Origin of the sequence: Streptomyces maremycinicus, assembly GCF_001184025.1 — a bacterium.
GTDB classification, from domain to species: Bacteria; Actinomycetota; Actinomycetes; order Streptomycetales; family Streptomycetaceae; genus Streptomyces; species Streptomyces maremycinicus.
The window spans coordinates 512,451-528,057 of sequence record NZ_BBYG01000008.1 but is presented as its reverse complement, the minus strand read 5'-3'; the positions used below and the strand labels follow the sequence as shown (position 1 = coordinate 528,057).

At 72.0% G+C, this 15,607-nt stretch carries 16 protein-coding genes; 7 read left to right on the top strand and 9 right to left on the bottom strand.

The features are described 5' to 3' along the window. The first annotated feature begins 1 nt into the window (after position 1). From AOQ37_RS02510 to AOQ37_RS02500, 3 genes are all read left to right on the top strand, one after another. Positions 2–628 carry a hypothetical protein gene (locus AOQ37_RS02510; RefSeq protein ID WP_062641397.1) on the top strand — a complete coding sequence of 209 codons (627 nt, stop codon included), beginning with the start codon at positions 2–4 and terminating at the stop codon, positions 626–628. A 175-nt stretch (positions 629–803) separates the two neighbouring features. Next, on the top strand, positions 804–1,355 hold the full coding sequence (locus tag AOQ37_RS02505) for a VanZ family protein (RefSeq protein WP_062640630.1): 552 nt from the start codon (positions 804–806) through the stop codon (positions 1,353–1,355). A gap of 128 nt (positions 1,356–1,483) precedes the next feature. Then, positions 1,484–1,687 (top strand): PspC domain-containing protein, encoded by a 204-nt coding sequence (locus AOQ37_RS02500; RefSeq protein ID WP_062640628.1) that lies wholly within the window; start codon positions 1,484–1,486, stop codon positions 1,685–1,687. Between the two features lie 87 nt (positions 1,688–1,774). Here the strand turns inward: AOQ37_RS02500 and AOQ37_RS02495 are convergent, their stop codons facing one another. Together AOQ37_RS02495 and AOQ37_RS02490 are read right to left on the bottom strand one after the other, a co-directional pair. Further along, positions 1,775–2,128 (bottom strand): hypothetical protein, encoded by a 354-nt coding sequence (locus tag AOQ37_RS02495; RefSeq protein WP_062640627.1) that lies wholly within the window; start codon positions 2,126–2,128, stop codon positions 1,775–1,777. A 138-nt stretch (positions 2,129–2,266) separates the two neighbouring features. Next, positions 2,267–3,430, bottom strand: a complete 1,164-nt coding sequence (locus AOQ37_RS02490; protein WP_062640625.1) for an adenosine deaminase — start codon at positions 3,428–3,430, stop codon at positions 2,267–2,269. A 113-nt stretch (positions 3,431–3,543) separates the two neighbouring features. Between AOQ37_RS02490 and AOQ37_RS02485 the strand changes: the two genes are divergently transcribed. Then, positions 3,544–4,329 carry a prolyl oligopeptidase family serine peptidase gene (locus AOQ37_RS02485; protein ID WP_062640623.1) on the top strand — a complete coding sequence of 262 codons (786 nt, stop codon included), beginning with the start codon at positions 3,544–3,546 and terminating at the stop codon, positions 4,327–4,329. Between the two features lie 129 nt (positions 4,330–4,458). On the opposite strand, the gene AOQ37_RS02480 is transcribed toward AOQ37_RS02485, so the two are convergent. Further along, the gene (locus AOQ37_RS02480; RefSeq protein WP_062640621.1) at positions 4,459–5,433 is read right to left on the bottom strand and encodes a LysR family transcriptional regulator; all 975 of its coding nucleotides are present in this window, start codon (positions 5,431–5,433) and stop codon (positions 4,459–4,461) included. Between the two features lie 63 nt (positions 5,434–5,496). Between AOQ37_RS02480 and AOQ37_RS02475 the strand changes: the two genes are divergently transcribed. From AOQ37_RS02475 to AOQ37_RS02465, 3 genes are all read left to right on the top strand, one after another. After that, positions 5,497–6,783, top strand: a complete 1,287-nt coding sequence (locus AOQ37_RS02475; protein ID WP_062640619.1) for an MFS transporter — start codon at positions 5,497–5,499, stop codon at positions 6,781–6,783. A gap of 102 nt (positions 6,784–6,885) precedes the next feature. Continuing rightward, positions 6,886–8,001, top strand: a complete 1,116-nt coding sequence (gene dnaN / locus AOQ37_RS02470) for a DNA polymerase III subunit beta (protein WP_062640617.1) — start codon at positions 6,886–6,888, stop codon at positions 7,999–8,001. A gap of 193 nt (positions 8,002–8,194) precedes the next feature. Next, entirely contained in the window at positions 8,195–9,211 is a 1,017-nt protein-coding gene (locus AOQ37_RS02465) for a sigma-70 family RNA polymerase sigma factor (protein ID WP_062640615.1), read from the top strand. On the opposite strand, the gene AOQ37_RS38260 is transcribed toward AOQ37_RS02465, so the two are convergent. The 6 genes from AOQ37_RS38260 to AOQ37_RS02440 form a co-directional block, all read right to left on the bottom strand. Further along, positions 9,095–9,481, bottom strand: a complete 387-nt coding sequence (locus AOQ37_RS38260; protein WP_159401283.1) for an STAS domain-containing protein — start codon at positions 9,479–9,481, stop codon at positions 9,095–9,097. The genes AOQ37_RS02465 and AOQ37_RS38260 overlap by 117 nt on opposite strands. Before the next feature lie 32 nt (positions 9,482–9,513). Beyond that, positions 9,514–10,797 (bottom strand): thymidine phosphorylase, encoded by a 1,284-nt coding sequence (locus AOQ37_RS02460; protein ID WP_062641396.1) that lies wholly within the window; start codon positions 10,795–10,797, stop codon positions 9,514–9,516. A gap of 115 nt (positions 10,798–10,912) precedes the next feature. Then, positions 10,913–11,329: a cytidine deaminase gene (locus tag AOQ37_RS02455; protein WP_078889945.1), complete on the bottom strand. Its 417-nt coding sequence runs from the start codon at positions 11,327–11,329 to the stop codon at positions 10,913–10,915. Further along, positions 11,326–12,588 carry an ABC transporter permease gene (locus AOQ37_RS02450; protein WP_062640613.1) on the bottom strand — a complete coding sequence of 421 codons (1,263 nt, stop codon included), beginning with the start codon at positions 12,586–12,588 and terminating at the stop codon, positions 11,326–11,328. The genes AOQ37_RS02455 and AOQ37_RS02450 overlap by 4 nt, the downstream gene beginning before the upstream one ends. After that, entirely contained in the window at positions 12,588–13,706 is a 1,119-nt protein-coding gene (locus tag AOQ37_RS02445) for an ABC transporter permease (protein WP_057603061.1), read from the bottom strand. The genes AOQ37_RS02450 and AOQ37_RS02445 overlap by 1 nt, the downstream gene beginning before the upstream one ends. Then, positions 13,703–15,406: an ABC transporter ATP-binding protein gene (locus AOQ37_RS02440; RefSeq protein WP_078889944.1), complete on the bottom strand. Its 1,704-nt coding sequence runs from the start codon at positions 15,404–15,406 to the stop codon at positions 13,703–13,705. The genes AOQ37_RS02445 and AOQ37_RS02440 overlap by 4 nt, the downstream gene beginning before the upstream one ends. Positions 15,407–15,607: the final 201 nt, after the last annotated feature.

The following is a 15,607-nucleotide window of genomic DNA, read 5'->3' as shown; positions in this document are numbered from 1 at the left end:
CATGCGCCGTGCGACGGTACGACGGCTGCGTGCCGTTCCCGTGCTGGCCGGCCTGGCCGTCGTGCTCGCGGGCTGCGGGATCCGGGCGACCGAGGTGCCCACCGACTTCGGGCCCGCGCCCTCCCGGGCCCGCTGTTCGCTCACCGAGCCGGACGTGACCTCGCAGTCCGCCCGGGCGGGCGTGCCGGTGCAGGTGTTCCTGCTGTGCGGTTCCTCGCTGGTGACCGTCGACCGGTTCGTGCGGGTGCCGGACGGCGCGGCCGACTTCCAGCGGCGGGTGCTGGTGGCGCAGGGCCTGCTCGACCAGCTCGCCGAGTCGCCGTCGGCGGGCGAGAAGGAGGCCGGGTACACGACGGACGTGCGCGGCGGCATGACGGTCGGCGGGCCCCGGGGGAACGACCCGGACGACGCCCTGCGGCTGAGCGCCCAGCCCGGGAGCCTCACCTCGTACGCCCTGGCCCAGCTCGTCTGCACGTTCTCCGACTCGGCGGCCGCCGAGGGCGACGGCTCGGTGATCCTGGGCGGCCCCGGCTCCGACCCGCTGCGCCGCTACGCGTGCACCGAGGAGGTCCGCTCCCGACCCGGCAGCGCGGAGCCCCCGTCCTCGGCGGTCACCGACAGCGGCTGAACCGGAGGGGGCGTCCGGCCGGTGTGGCGGACGCCTCACGCCGTGTCCGGCGGCCGTGGTCGCCGCAGGTCACCGTCGGCCCGCGAGGGGGCGGCGGCCGGGCGGGCGGGTCCCGGACGCCGGTGACCGGGGACGGGCCGGAACCGATCGTGCCGGGGGGCGCGTCTTGGGGGGCGTGCAGCGTCAAGGCTCCATCGGCGGCAGCGCCGCGATCCGCATCCGCGCGACCGGGATTCTCCTCCTGGCCGCCCACCTCGTGTTCGTCGCCTGGGTCGCGCTGCGCCCGCTGAACGTCCCCTGGGTGGTACCGGCCAATCTCCATCCGTTCGACGGGATACGCGCCGACCTGAGACTGGGCTGGCCCGAGGCGGCCCGGCGGATAGGCGAGGGGCTGGGGCTGCTGGCCCCGCTGGGCTTTCTGCTGCCGCTGGCGCACGGCAGGATCCGGGTCTCGCGGCTCGCCTCCCTGATCCGTACGGTCACCGCGGGCGCCCTGCTGTCGCTGGGCATCGAGCTGCTCCAGACCGGGGTGCCCGGTCAGGTGGTGGACGTCGACTCGATGCTGCTGAACACCCTGGGCGTGGCGCTGGCGCATGTCGCGGTGGTGCCGGCGGTGCGCGCCCGGCTGCGCCGCAGGGACGAGCGACGAGGGCGGGCGGCGGTCCGTCAGGAGGAGGCCGCTCAGGGTCTGACCCCGAGGATTCCCAGGGTCGGGGTCGCACCGTAGAGCGACGCTTCGTCCCCTTCGTCACCGTAGCGTGAAAGGCAGATGGAGCGGCCGCAGGGGCCGCCTCCGCCCCCCTCTCGACTTCGCTCGAGCGGGTGGGGCCCCCATCGCTCACGAAGGAGCCGCAGATGTCCAGCCTCGCTCGTCCCACCGACGGCCGCATGATCGGCGGAGTGTGCGCCGCGCTGGCCCGGCGCTTCGGCACCTCCGCGACCACGATGCGGGTGATCTTCCTGCTCTCCTGTCTGCTGCCCGGCCCGCAGTTCCTGCTCTACATAGCGCTGTGGGTCCTGCTGCCCTCGGAGGACAAGGCGGCGCGCACGGCCTGGTGACGGCCGTCCACGGCAACGCCGTCGGGGCGCGCCCGGGATTCCCGAGCGCGCCCCGACGGCGTTGCCGTGTGTGACGTGCGGCGCTGTTCAGCCCAGCGGGATGCCGTTCACCGGCAGGCCGTGCGTGGGCAGACCCTTGAGCGGCAGACCACCGAGCAGACCGGCGACGGGCGCGGTCGGGCCCTCGGCGAGCACCTTCTCGGCGACCGGCTGCGCGGCGGCCAGGCCCGCGCCGAGCGCCGGCTGGGCCTGCGAGAGCACCTCACCGGGCGCGGGCAGCGCCGAGGTCACCTTCTCCGCCGGCAGCGTCCTGGTGACACCGTCCAGGGCCTGCGTGGCGTCCGGGACGGCGGGGGCGGCGTTCGCGGCCCCCGCACCGACGGCGGCGAAGGCGGCACCGAGAGCGGCGACACCGAGGGTCTTGGCAGCAGACTGCTTCATGATGAATGCGTCCTCGAATGGGATACGGGGAACTGAGCGGTTCTCGACCGTAAACACGGAGAGGGGTCGGCGGCAAACATCGAAATGCGGACGGATGGTGAACACCCGCCCGCATTCCATGCGCCGAAAAAGCGCTACTCAGTCTTCCGCGAGAGGAGAACCGCTGGTGGAAGCGGTCTGCTGGAACAGCCATTCGGACTTCAGCTCGGAATAACCGGGCTTGATCACGTCACTGATCATGGCAAGTCGTTCATCGAAAGGAATGAATGCTGACTTCATAGCATTGACGGAGAACCACTGGAGATCGTCGAGCGTGTAGCCGAACGCGTCGACAAGATGCTCGAATTCCCGGCTCATGCTGGTGCCGGACATCAGCCGGTTGTCCGTGTTGACGGTGGCCCGGAAGTGGAGCCGGCGCAGCAGGCCGATGGGGTGCTCGGCGTAGGAGGCGGCCGCTCCGGTCTGGAGGTTGGAGCTGGGGCAGAGCTCCAACGGGATGCGCTTGTCGCGGACGTAGGAGGCGAGCCGGCCGAGCTTCACGCCGCCGTCGGCGGCGATCTCGATGTCGTCGATGATGCGCACCCCGTGGCCGAGCCGGTCGGCGCCGCACCACTGGAGGGCCTGCCAGATCGACGGCAGCCCGAAGGCCTCGCCCGCATGGATGGTGAAGTGGTTGTTCTCGCGCTTCAGGTACTCGAAGGCGTCGAGGTGGCGGGTGGGCGGGAAGCCCGCCTCCGCGCCCGCGATGTCGAAGCCCACGACTCCCAGGTCCCGGTAGCGGTTCGCGAGTTCGGCGATCTCCAGGGCGCGGGCCGCGTGCCGCATGGCGGTGAGCAGGGCGCCGACGCGGATGCGGTGGCCGTTCTGCCGGGCCGTCCGTTCGCCTTGTCGGAAGCCCTCGTTGACGGCCTCGACGACCTCTTCGAGGCTCAGTCCGCCCTCGAGGTGCTGCTCCGGCGCGTAGCGCACCTCGGCGTAGACGACGCCGTCCTCGGCGAGGTCCTCCGCGCACTCGCGGGCGACCCGGACGAGCGCGTCGCGGGTCTGCATCACGCCGACGGTGTGCGAGAAGGTCTCCAGATACCGTTCCAGCGAACCGGAGTCGGCGGCCTCCCGGAACCAGATGCCGAGCTTGTCGGGGTCGGTTTCCGGGAGTTGGGCGTACCCGGAGTCCCGGGCGAGGTCGACGACCGTGCCGGGGCGCAGCCCGCCGTCGAGATGGTCGTGCAGCAGAACCTTGGGTGCCCGCCGGATCTGGTCCGAGCTCGGGGTGATGCCCGCCTGGGTGCTCTGGCTCGTCATTTCGGCACTCTAACTCCTACGCGCGTAGACGGCGCGCTGTACAACTCCGCCGATACGTAACGGTGACCGCCCGGACGGGTGGAGTCCATCGGCGCTTCTGACACTGTTCTGTCATGGCACAGGATGTGACGCCGGTTCGGACGGTCCGGCTGGGGAAGGCGCTCGGCCCCGCGCCGACGGCGGTGAGCGGGGTGGTCCTGCTGCTCCCGGGCGGCGAGGAGGTGTCCAGCCGGAAACCGTCCGCGGTGTGGGCGGCGGCCTCCGTGCGGGGGCTGGGGCGCAGGCTGGTGCGGGCCGGACGCGAGGAGGGCCTCGCCGTCCACGCCGTGCACTACCGCTACCGCGGCTGGAACGGCAGCGAGGCGCATCTCGCGGCCGACGCGAACTGGGCGGCCGACGAGGCCGTACGGCGATACGGAGACGTCCCGGTGTGCCTGACCGGCGTCGACATGGGTGCGCGGGCCGCGCTGCGGGCGGGCGGTCACGACGCCGTCAACTCCGTGCTGGCGATCGCTCCCTGGCTGCCGGAGGAGGACATGGCCGCTCCACCCGAACCGGTGAAGCAGCTGGCGGGGCGGCGGGTGCTGATCGTGCACGGCACGAACGACGAGCGCTGCGACCCCGAGCTGTCGTTCCGGCTCGCGGCACGGGCGAAGAAGGCGAACCGGGACGTGTGCCGGTTCGAGGTGCACTCCGACGGCCACGGGCTGCACCAGTACCGCGGTGAAGTCCTCGCGCTGGCCGAGGACTTCGTCATGGGCGCGCTGTTCGGCCGGACGCTCTCGCGGCCGGTGGAGGACGCGCTGGCCGCCCCGCCGCCGCTGGGGCTGCGGATGCCGTTGGCCGTCGGGTTCGGCACGTCGTTACGGCGCCCGGGGCGCCCCGAGGCCGACCTCTGACACCGGCCGCCGAGGCAGACCTCCGAGGCAGACCTCCGGGGCAGACCTCCGAGGCAAGACCTCCAGGGCAGACCTCCGGGGCAGACCTCTGATGCAGGTGCCCGGGGCTCGTCCCCGGGGGCGTGGCCCTCAGTCCGGCAGCAGGTTGCCCCTCCTCGACAGCAGGAACTTCTTGAAGGCCGCGACAGGCGGGGTGTCCGGGTGGCCGTCCAGCCAGGCCACGCCGATCTCGCGGGCGGCTCGCGGGGCGGTGACCGTCAGTTCCACCACCCCCGGACGGGCCACGGCGGGCGGGGGGAGCAGCGCCACGCCCAGCCCCGCCGCCACCAGTCCGCGCAGGGTCTCCGCCTCCTCGCCCTCGAAGGCGATCCGGGGGCGGAATCCGGCCTCCTTGCAGAGGTCGTCGGTGATGCGGCGCAGGCCGTAGCCCGGTTCCAGGGTCACGAACGTCTCGTCGGCGGCCTCGGCGAGGCGGACCCGGCGGCGGGCGGCGAGGCGGTGGTCGGCGGGGACGACCAGGCGCAGTTTCTGCTCGTCGAGGCGGCGGGCCACCAGGTCGGGGGCGTCCGGGACGGGGGAGGTCAGACAGAGGTCGAGCTCTCCCGCCCGCAGCCGTTCGAGCATCGCCTCGCCGTAGTTCTGGACCAGGCTGAAGCGGACCCGCGGATGGTCGGCGCGGAAGGCGTGGATCAGCCCCGGGACGGTCTCCGCGCCCATGGTGTGCAGGAAGCCGAAGGCGACCTTGCCGGTGGCGGCGTCGGCGTCCGCCCGGACCTCGTCGGCGGCCCGTTCGATGTCGCCCAGGGCGCGCTCGACGGAGGCCAGGAAGGTACGCCCGGCGGGGGTGAGGGAGACCGTGCGGCCGTGCCGGGCGAACAGGTCGACGCCGAGGTCCTGTTCGAGGCGGACCATCGCCCGCGAGAGCGTCGACTGCGGGACCTGCATCTCCTGCGCGGCGCGCGTGACGTGCTCGGTACGGGCGACCCCGGCGAAGTAGGCGAGCCTCGGGGCCAGCGTCCTCGCCATGTCCGCCGCGTCCGCCGCCATGTCTTCTGTGTCACCGGACGGTGACAGGCGGGCCGCTGACCTCTGCTGATGCACCATGGGAACGATTATGACGATTCCATGCATTGGACGGATGAGCGGGGCCGTACGTAACTTCGAGGCATGTCTCCCGCCAGTACCGGGGCGTCCACGACCGTGGGCGCCGCGTCCTCAGCTTCCGTCCCCTCCACCCCCCTCGACACCGACTCCCGGCTGACCCCCGGCGGCCCCGGCTACCGCCGGATGAGCTTCGCGCTCTTCCTCGCCGGGGTGGCGACCTTCGCCCTGCTGTACTCCACGCAGGCGCTGCTGCCGCTGATCTCCGGTGACTTCGGGGTGGCGGCGAGCCGGGCGAGCTGGACGGTGGCGGCGGCGACCGGCGGACTGGCGCTGTTCGTGCTCCCGATGAGCGCCCTGTCGGAACGCTACGGCCGCCGTACGGTGATGACGGCCTCGCTGGGCGTCGCGGTGGGCGTGGGCCTGCTCGTCCCGTTCGCGCCCTCGCTGGGCACCCTGGTCGTGCTGCGGGCCGTGCAGGGCGCGGCGCTGGCCGGTCTCCCGGCGTCGGCGACCGCGTATCTCGCCGAGGAGGTCCGGCCGAAGGCGCTCGTCACGGCGATCGGCCTGTTCGTGGCGGGCAACAGCGTCGGCGGGATGAGCGGCCGGGTCATCACCGGCTGGGTCGCCCAGGAGTGGGGCTGGCGGGTGGCCGTCGGGGTGATCGGCGCCCTCGCGGTGGCCTGCGCGATCGCCTTCCGCCTGCTGCTGCCCGCGCCCCGGCACTTCAAGGCGGGCTCACTGGCGCCCCGGGTGCTGGTCGGCACGGTCCGCGCGCACCTGGCCGACCCGCTGCTGCGCCGCCTGTACGCGATCGGCGCGCTGTTCATGACGGTCTTCGGCGGCGTGTACACGGTGATCGGCTACCGGCTGACGGAGGCGCCGTTCTCCCTCCCCCAGGGCATCGTCGGCTCGATCTTCCTCGTGTACCTGGTGGGCACGGTGTCGGCGTCGACGGCGGGCCGGCTGGTCGGCCGGCTGGGCCGGCGCGGCGCGCTGTACCTGGCGGGCGGCACCACGGCCGCGGGGCTGCTGCTGTCGCTGGCGGACTCGCTGGTCCTGGTCCTGCTGGGCCTGGTCCTGATCACGGCGGGCTTCTTCGCGGGACACGCGGTGGCCTCCTCGGCGGTCGGCAGGACGGCGACGACCGGCCGCGCCCAGGCCTCCGCGCTCTACCAGTCGGCGTACTACATCGGTTCCAGCGCGGGCTCCACGGTCGGCGCGCTGGCCTTCCACTCGGGCGGCTGGGCCGGCACGGTCGGCGTGGGTGTCCTGGCGGTGCTCGGCGTCGTGGCGATCACTCTGTCGGGGACCCGGGCGGCCCGCCGGGAGACGCTGGTCCCCGCACACTGAACGTCCCGCGGTCCTCCCGCGGCTCCTCCCCCTGCTCGGGGCCGGTTGTCAGTGGTGGCGCATAGCCTCCGCGCGACGACCGACGCGAGCAGGGGGTTCTTGATGGAGTTCCGGATCGACCGCGGAGACCTGGTGGGGGCGGTGGCCTGGGCGGCCCGCGCGCTGCCCGCCCGGACGCCGGTTCCGGTGCTGGGCGGGTTGCTGCTGGACGCGGCGGCGGGCCGGCTGACCGTGTCGGGCTTCGACTTCGAGACGGCGGCGCGGATCGAGACCGACGCGGAGGTGGGCGCGGCGGGCGGGGTGCTCGTGCTCGGCCGCCGGCTCCTCGACATCTGCAAGGTGCTGCCGGACGGGCCGGTGCACTGTGCCCTGGCCGGCAGCCGGTTCACGGTCGAGGCGGGCGGCACCGGCTTCGGCCTGTCGACCCTGCCGCGCGAGGAGTACCCCACCCCGCCGGAAGCGCCGCGCGCTTACGGCACCGTCGACGCGGCCGCGTTCGCGACCGCCGTCGCCCAGGTCGCGGTGGCCGCGGGCCGGGACGACACGCTCCCGGTGCTGACCGGCGTCCAACTGCGCCTGGAGGGCGACGGGATGACGCTGTCGGCGTCGGACCGCTACCGGTACGCGGTACGGCGGCTGGCGTGGCGACCGGAGGCGGCCGCCGCCGGGGTGGCGGAGGCGCTCGTGCCGGCCCGGCGGCTGCTGGACGTGGCCCGGTCGCTGGCCCGCTGCGAGGTCGTCCGGGTCGGGCTGGACGGGGCCTCGGGGGCCGGTCCGATCGGGTTCGAGGGCGGGCGGACCCGGACGGTGGTGCGTCGGCTGGACGGGCGGCTGCCCGCCTACGGGAAGCTGTTCGACATGGCGGGGGCCGCGGTGGCCGAGGTGGAGAGCGGGACGCTGGCCGAAGCGGTGCGCAGAGTCTCGGTGGTGGCGGAGGCGAACAGCCCGGTGCGGCTGGACTTCTCGGCCGGGTCCGTCCTGCCGAGCGCCGGGTACGGGGACGACGTGGCCACCCAGCGGCTGCCCGCCGAACTGACCGGCGCCGAGGAGGTGACGGTGGCGTTCAACCCGGCCTACCTGCTGGACGCGCTGGCCTCCTTCGAGGCCCCGAGGCTGCGGGTGCAGCTGCTGGGGACGGGACAGCGGGCGCTGCTGGGCGCGGCGGACGCGTCCGTGGACCACCGGCATCTGCTGATGTCCGTGAAGCAGCTGGTGTGAGAACACCGCCACGCGCCCGCCGGGTGCCTCTCCCGCGCCTCGTACGTACCCGACCCGCGCCTCGCACACGTCTGCGCACGCCTTCTGCCTGGGCCTTTGCCGACTCGGCGGGCCATTGTCAGTGGGCTGCGGTAGCTTCCGAAGTGCTGGACGCGAAGGCGCGTGACAGAACGGCCACAGGGGTGGGTGGACGATGGGCAACAGCACGGCGACGACGACCGACATCGACGTCGCACTGGAGAAGCACCGGACCGAGCTGACCGGCTACTGCTACCGCATGCTCGGCTCGTCCTTCGAGGCCGAGGACGCGGTGCAGGACACCCTGGTCCGCGCCTGGCGGAGCTACGAGAAGTTCGAGGGCCGTTCCAGTCTGCGGTCCTGGCTGTACCGGATCGCGACGAACGTGTGCCTGGACATGCTGACGGCCGGCAACAAGCGGGCCCGGCCGATGGACCTCTCCGATTCCACCCCGCTGGCCCGGGCGGCACTCTCGCCCCGCCCCGACAACACCTGGCTGGAGCCGATGCCGGACGCCCGTGTGCTGCCGACGGTGGAGGACCCGGCCGAGGCGGCGGTGGCCAAGGAGTCGGTGCGCCTCGCGTTCATGGCCGCGCTCCAGCAGCTCCCGCCGAAGCAGCGGGCGGTGCTGATCCTGCGGGAGGTGCTGGCCTGGAAGGCGAGCGAGGTCGCCGAACTGCTCGACACCACGGTCGCCTCGGTCAACAGCGCGCTCCAGCGGGCGCGGGCGACCCTGTCCGAGCGGGAGGCCGCGGGCGCCGACGCGGCGGTGTCCGACCCGCTGGACGAGGAGCAGCAGAAACTGCTCGAACGCTATGTGGCGGCCTTCGAGGGCTACGACATGACGGCGCTGACGGCCCTCCTCCACGAGGACGCCATCATGACGATGCCGCCGTTCGACCTGTGGCTGACCGGCCACGACGACATCACCGGCTTCATGACCACGCTCGGCGCCGCCTGCGAGGGCTCGCGTCTGCTGCCGGTCCAGGTCAACGGCCTGCCGGGCTTCGCCCAGTACAAGCCGGACCCGGACAAGGGCGGGTTCACCCCGTGGGCGATCCAGGTCCTGGAGATCTCAGACGGCCGCCTCACCGGGTTCCACTTCTATCTCGACACCCAGCGCTGGTTCCCCCTCTTCGGCCTCCCCCTCCACCTCGAAGCGCAGACCGACCAGATCGAGCAGGGCGCCTAGGGCCGGGTCGGGGCCGCGCAGCCGCAGGTGTCCCCCGGCCCGCCGGGCGGCCAGCTGGAGCCGCGCCAGCAGGTCGACGGCGACGAGCCCGGGCGGTCCGATCCCGGCGACGTCACAGACGACGACCGTGGCGCCGGTGGCCTCCAGCAGCGCCCGTGCGTCGTCGACGAGCCCTGCCACCCGGGAGCGGGTGACAGGGCCGGTCAGGGTGAGCACGGGCGGTGTCGTCGATTCCACGATCGGTAGACCGGCGCGGGGCGCCCAACTCATCGGAGCCGGAGCGCACCGGTCGGGCGATGCGGTCAGGCGATGCGCTCCAGCACCACGGGGGACGCGGTGAACCCGGTGCCGGGCGCGCCGATGTCGTACGAGCCCGCCACCGCCTGGAGCGCGTACCCGAAGCGCTCGGGGGTGTCCGTGTGCAGGGTCAGCAGGGGCTGGCCCGCCGTGACCGTGTCGCCGGGCTTGGCGTGCAGTTCGACGCCCGCGCCCGCCTGCACCGGGTCCTCCTTGCGGGCCCGGCCCGCGCCGAGGCGCCAGGCGGCGATGCCGATGTCGTAGGCGTCGAGGCGGGTCAGGACGCCCGAGGCGTCCGCCTTCACCACGTGTTGTTCCTTCGCCGTGGGCAGCGGGGCGTCCGGGTCGCCGCCCTGGGCCGCGATCATGCGGCGCCAGACGTCCATCGCCGAGCCGTCGGCCAGCGCCTTCGCCGGGTCCGCGTCCTTCACGCCGGCCGCGTCGAGCATCTCGCGGGCGAGCGCGACGGTCAGTTCCACCACGTCCGCCGGGCCGCCGCCGGCCAGCACCTCGACCGACTCGCGGACCTCGAGGGCGTTGCCGGCCGTGAGGCCGAGGGGGGTGGACATGTCGGTCAGCAGCGCGACCGTCCGCACCCCGTGGTCGGTGCCCAGGCCGACCATCGTCGAGGCCAGCTCACGCGCGTCCTCGATGGTCTTCATGAAGGCGCCGGTGCCGACCTTCACGTCGAGGACCAGCGAGCCGGTGCCCTCCGCGATCTTCTTCGACATGATCGACGAGGCGATCAGCGGGATCGCCTCCACCGTGCCCGTGACGTCGCGCAGCGCGTACAGCTTCTTGTCGGCCGGGGCCAGGCCGTCGCCCGCCGCGCAGATCACCGCGCCGGTCGTGTCCAGGACGTGCAGCATCTCCTCGTTCGACAGCAGCGCGCGCCAGCCGGGGATCGACTCCAGCTTGTCCAGGGTGCCGCCGGTGTGGCCGAGACCGCGGCCGGAGAGCTGGGGGACCGCCGCGCCGCAGGCCGCCACCAGGGGGGCCAGCGGGAGGGTGATCTTGTCGCCGACGCCGCCCGTGGAGTGCTTGTCGGCCGTCGGGCGGGACAGCGACGAGAAGTCCATCCGCTCGCCGGAAGCGATCATCGCGGCCGTCCAGCGGGCGATCTCGCGGCGGTTCATGCCGTTGAGCAGGATGGCCATGTTGAGGGCGGCCATCTGGTAGTCGGCGACCTCGCCGCCGGTGTACGCGTCGATGACCCAGTCGATCTGCTCGTCGCTGAGCTCGCCGCGGTCACGCTTGGTGCGGATGACGGAGACGGCATCCATCGACAACTGCGTCATGGCTTTCCTTCCGGTGGTGCACGGGGGTGCGGGTGCACGGGGGTGCGGCGAGACGTTCCAGAAACCGCGCGGCCCCTCTGCGCCGGTCAGAGGGGCCGCACGGGACTTACTTGGTGAGGTGGCCCGGCCCGAAGGCCTGCGGGAGCATCTCCGCCAGCGGCAGGATCCCGGCCGGCGTCTCCAGCAGCAGCTCCGGGCCGCCGAACTCGTAGAGCAGCTGGCGGCAGCGGCCGCACGGGACGAGGATCTCGCCACGGCCGTCCACACACGTGAAGTGGGTGAGCCGGCCGCCGCCGGTGTTCTGGAGCTCCGAGACCAGCCCGCACTCGGCGCACAGGCCGAGCCCGTAGGAGGCGTTCTCGACGTTGCAGCCGGACACGGTCCGGCCGTCGTCGACCAGGGCCGCCACGCCGACCGGGTAGCCGGAGTAGGGGGCGTACGCCCGGGACATCGCGTCCCGGGCCACCGTACGCAGCTTCTCCCAGTCGACCGTGTCGGCGGATCCGGCGGCGGGCGGGGTCACTTGCCCTGCCCCTTCCGGTACGGCATGCCGTCCGCCTTGGGCATCCTGAGGGACTGGGCGGACAGCGAGAGCACCAGGAGGGTGACGACGTACGGCGCGGCCGTCACGACCTGGCGCGGGACCTCGTCCGTGCCGAGGTACCAGACGAACATCAGGGCCGAGACCAGCGCGGTGACGACGGCGGGGACGTACTTCTTCTTCCACGCCAGGTAGGCGGCGCCGAACACCAGCAGGATCGCGAGCAGCAGGATCAGCGCGTGCACGTTGGTGGTGCCGCCGCGCAGGTTGAGGCTGTCGGTGTAGCCGAACAGGCCCGCGCCGAGGGCGAGGCCGCCCGGCATCCAGTTACCGAAGATCATCGCGGCGAGGCCGATGTAGCCGCGGCCCGCGGTCTGGCCGTCGAGGTAGACGTTCGAGGCCACGATGGACAGGAACGCGCCGCCGAGGCCGGCGAAGCCACCGCTGATGATCACGGCGATGTACTTGTACTTGTAGACGTTGACGCCGAGGGACTCGGCGGCCACCGGGTTCTCACCGCAGGACCGCAGCCGCAGGCCGAAGGCGGTCCGCCACAGCACCCACCAGGTGACCGGGACGAGGGCGACGGCGACGACGGTGAGCGGCGACAGGTCGGTGATCAGACCGCCGACCAGGCCGGCGACGTCCGAGATCAGGAACCAGTGCTTCTCGTTGAGCGTGTCCAGCCAGCTCGACAGGCCCGGCACGTCGAAGGTGCCCAGCGAGTCGATCGGCGGGGACTGCTTGGCGGAGCCGCCGTCGGCGTTCTCGAAGGTGAACTTCGACAGGTAGCGGGTGGTGCCCAGGGCCAGGATGTTGATGGCCACACCGGAGACGATGTGGTTCACGTTGAAGGTGACGGTCGCGACGGCGTGCAGGACGGCGCCGAGCGCGCCGCCGATGATGCCGAAGGCGACGCCCGTCCACGGGCCCCACTGGTAGCCGGCCCAGGCACCGAACCAGGTGCCGAGGATCATCATGCCCTCGAGGCCGATGTTGACGACGCCCGCGCGCTCGGCCCACAGACCGCCGAGACCGGCGAGGCCGATCGGGACGGCGAGACGCAGCGCCGTGGACATCTGGCCGGTGGAGGTGATGCCGTCCGCGCCGGTGATGAGGCGGACGATCGAGGTCAGCACCAGCACGCCCGCGATGATCAGCAGGAGGACCGGGAGCGAGATCTTGCGGCCGCCCTTGCCGGGCTGCTTCGCCTGCGGCTTGGCGATGGTCGTGGTGCTCATCAGACCGTCACCTCCTTCTTGGTGTTCTGGGCGGCGGCGGCCAGCTCGGCGCCGACCCGCTTCTGCTGACGGCGCAGACCCCACTGGCGTACGGCTTCGTACGAGATGACGACCGCGAAGACGATGAGGCCCTGCATGATCGTGGCGATCTCCTTCTCGTACGCCACCGGGGTCGCGTAGTCGAGGGCGGGAGAGGCCTTGTCGAGGAAGGCGATCAGGAGCGCGGCGAAGGCGATGCCGACCGGGTTGTTGCGGCCGAGCAGGGCGATGGTGATACCGGTGAAGCCGAGACCCGTGGGGAAGCTCAGGCTGTAGGTGTGGGCGTCGCCGAGCAGCAGGGGCAGGCCGGAGAGGCCCGCGATGCCGCCGGAGATGAGCATCGCGGTGAGGACCATCTTCTTGGCGTCGACGCCGGAGGCCGCGGCGGCGGTCTCGGACTCGCCGGTGGCGCGCAGGTCGAAGCCGAAGCGGGTGCGGTTGAGGACGACCCAGTAGACGATGCCGAGGGCGATGGCGAGGAAGACCAGGCCGTAGATCTCGCCGACGTCCGCGCCGAGGTCGATGCCGGGCACCCAGCCGGAGTCCTTCATGATGCCGGTGGTGTTGTTGTTGCCGACCTGCACGCCCCAGATGTTGTCGAGGGTGAGGTAGCCGATGAGGCTGGTGGCGATCGCGTTCAGCATGATCGTCGCGACGACCTCGCTGACTCCGCGGGTGACCTTCAGGACACCCGCGATGCCGGCCCAGAAGGCGCCGGTGAGGACACCGACCAGGAGCAGCAGCGGGATCTGGAGGAAGGACGGCAGGGCGATGTTCGCGCCGACGACGGCGGTCATCATCGCGGCGAGACGGTACTGGCCGTCGACGCCGATGTTGAACAGGTTCATGCGGAAGCCGATGGCGACCGCGAGCGCGGCGACGTAGTACATCGAGGCCTGGTTGACGATCAGGACCTGGACGTCGGAGTAGCCGGCCTGCTCCAGCATGAGCGTGTACGGCTCGATCGGGCTCTTGCCCGAGGCGATCAGCACGACCGAGGTCAGCAGGATCGCCGCGACGAGCGCGATGACCGGGCCGGCCACCGCGAGGAGCACGCGCTCCTTGTCGAACTTCTTCATCGGGCCTCGTCCTCCGGACCGGCAGCTTCCTCGGTGGTTTCCGCGTCGTCGACGTGTTCTTCGTCCACGTGTTCCAGGTGACCGGTCGCGGCGCCGGTCATGGCGGAGCCGAGCTCCTCCGGGGTGATGGTGGCGGGGTCGGCGTCCGCGACCAGGGTGCCGTTGTAGATCACGCGCAGGGTGTCCGACAGGCCGATCAGCTCGTCGAGGTCGGCGGAGATCAGCAGCACGGCCAGGCCGGCGCGGCGGGCCTCGCGGATGCGGTCCCAGATCTGGGCCTGCGCGCCGACGTCCACACCACGGGTGGGGTGCGCGGCGATCAGGAACTTCGGGCTGTGGCTCATCTCGCGGCCGACGATCAGCTTCTGCTGGTTGCCGCCGGAGAGCGAGGCGGCGGTGACGTCGATGCCGGGGGTGCGGACGTCGTACTCCTCGACGATCCGGCGGGTGTCGGCCTGGGCGCCCTTGATGTTCAGCCAGAAGCCCTTGGCGTTGGGCGCCTCGGTGACATGGCCGAGGATGCGGTTCTCCCAGAGCGGGGCCTCCAGGAGCAGGCCCTGGCGGTGACGGTCCTCGGGGATGTAGCCGACGCCGGACTCGCGCCGCTTGCGGGTGCTCCAGGGGGTGATGTCCTCGCCGAGGAAGGCGATGGTGCCGGAGTCGGCGTTCTTGGTGCCGATCAGCGCGTCGATCAGCTCGGTCTGGCCGTTGCCCTCCACGCCGGCGATGCCCATGACCTCACCGGCGTGGATGGTGAAGCTGACGTCGTCGAGGGCCTTCTTGACCTCGCCGCCGAGAGCGACCTCGGGCGAGATCATGCCGCTGACCCCGCCGGCCGTGGGCTCCGACTCGACGCCCAGGGAGGCGCCGCCGCTGGCGTACACGGTGAGGTGGGCGACCTGGATGACGGGCTTGTCGGTGACCGTGGACTCGGCGGTCTCCGGGGTGGGCAGCTCGCTGCCGACCATCATCTCGGCGAGCTGGCGCGGGGTCGTCTCGGCGGGAACGGCCGTGCCGACGGTGGTACCGCGCCGGATGACCGTGATCTCGTCGGCGACGGAGAGCACCTCGCCCAGCTTGTGGGAGATGAAGATGACCGACAGGCCCTCGGACTTCAGCTCGCGCAGGTTGTCGAAGAGCGCGTCGACCTCCTGCGGGACGAGCACGGCGGTCGGCTCGTCGAGGATGAGGGTCTTGGCGCCGCGGAAGAGGACCTTGAGGATCTCCACGCGCTGCCGGTCGGCGACACCGAGGTCCTCGACCAGGGCGTCGGGGCGCACGCCGAGCCCGTAGCGGTCGGAGATCTCCTTGATCTTCTTACGGGCGTTGCCACCGATGCCGTACAGCTTCTCGCTGCCCAGCACCACGTTCTCCAGGACGGTCAGGTTGTCGGCCAGCATGAAGTGCTGGTGGACCATGCCGATGCCGCGGGCGATGGCGTCGGCGGGGCTGGAGAAGGTCACCTGCTCGCCGTCGACCGCGATGGTGCCCTCGTCCGGCTTCTGCATGCCGTAGAGGATCTTCATCAGGGTCGACTTGCCGGCGCCGTTCTCGCCGACGAGGGCGTGCACGGTGCCTTTGCGGACGGCGAGGTGGATGTCGTGGTTGGCGACGACACCGGGGAAGCGCTTGGTGATCCCCGCCAGCTCTACCGCGATCGTCGACTGTGCGGTGAGCGGAGGGCTGCTGGACGCGTCGATGGCGCACTCTCCTTGGGAAAGGGGCCGCTCTACGCGCGTAGCGCCCCTGCTTTAAATAGTGCCCGGATCAGTTCGATCTTGATCGGTTCCGCCAGGGATCCCGATCGACTGTCGATCCGTTCCGAGCATTCTGCCGCGCGAACCGGGCGCGGGGAGGACATCCTTCCCGCGCCCGGTTCCGTGGCCGTAACGCTGCCATTA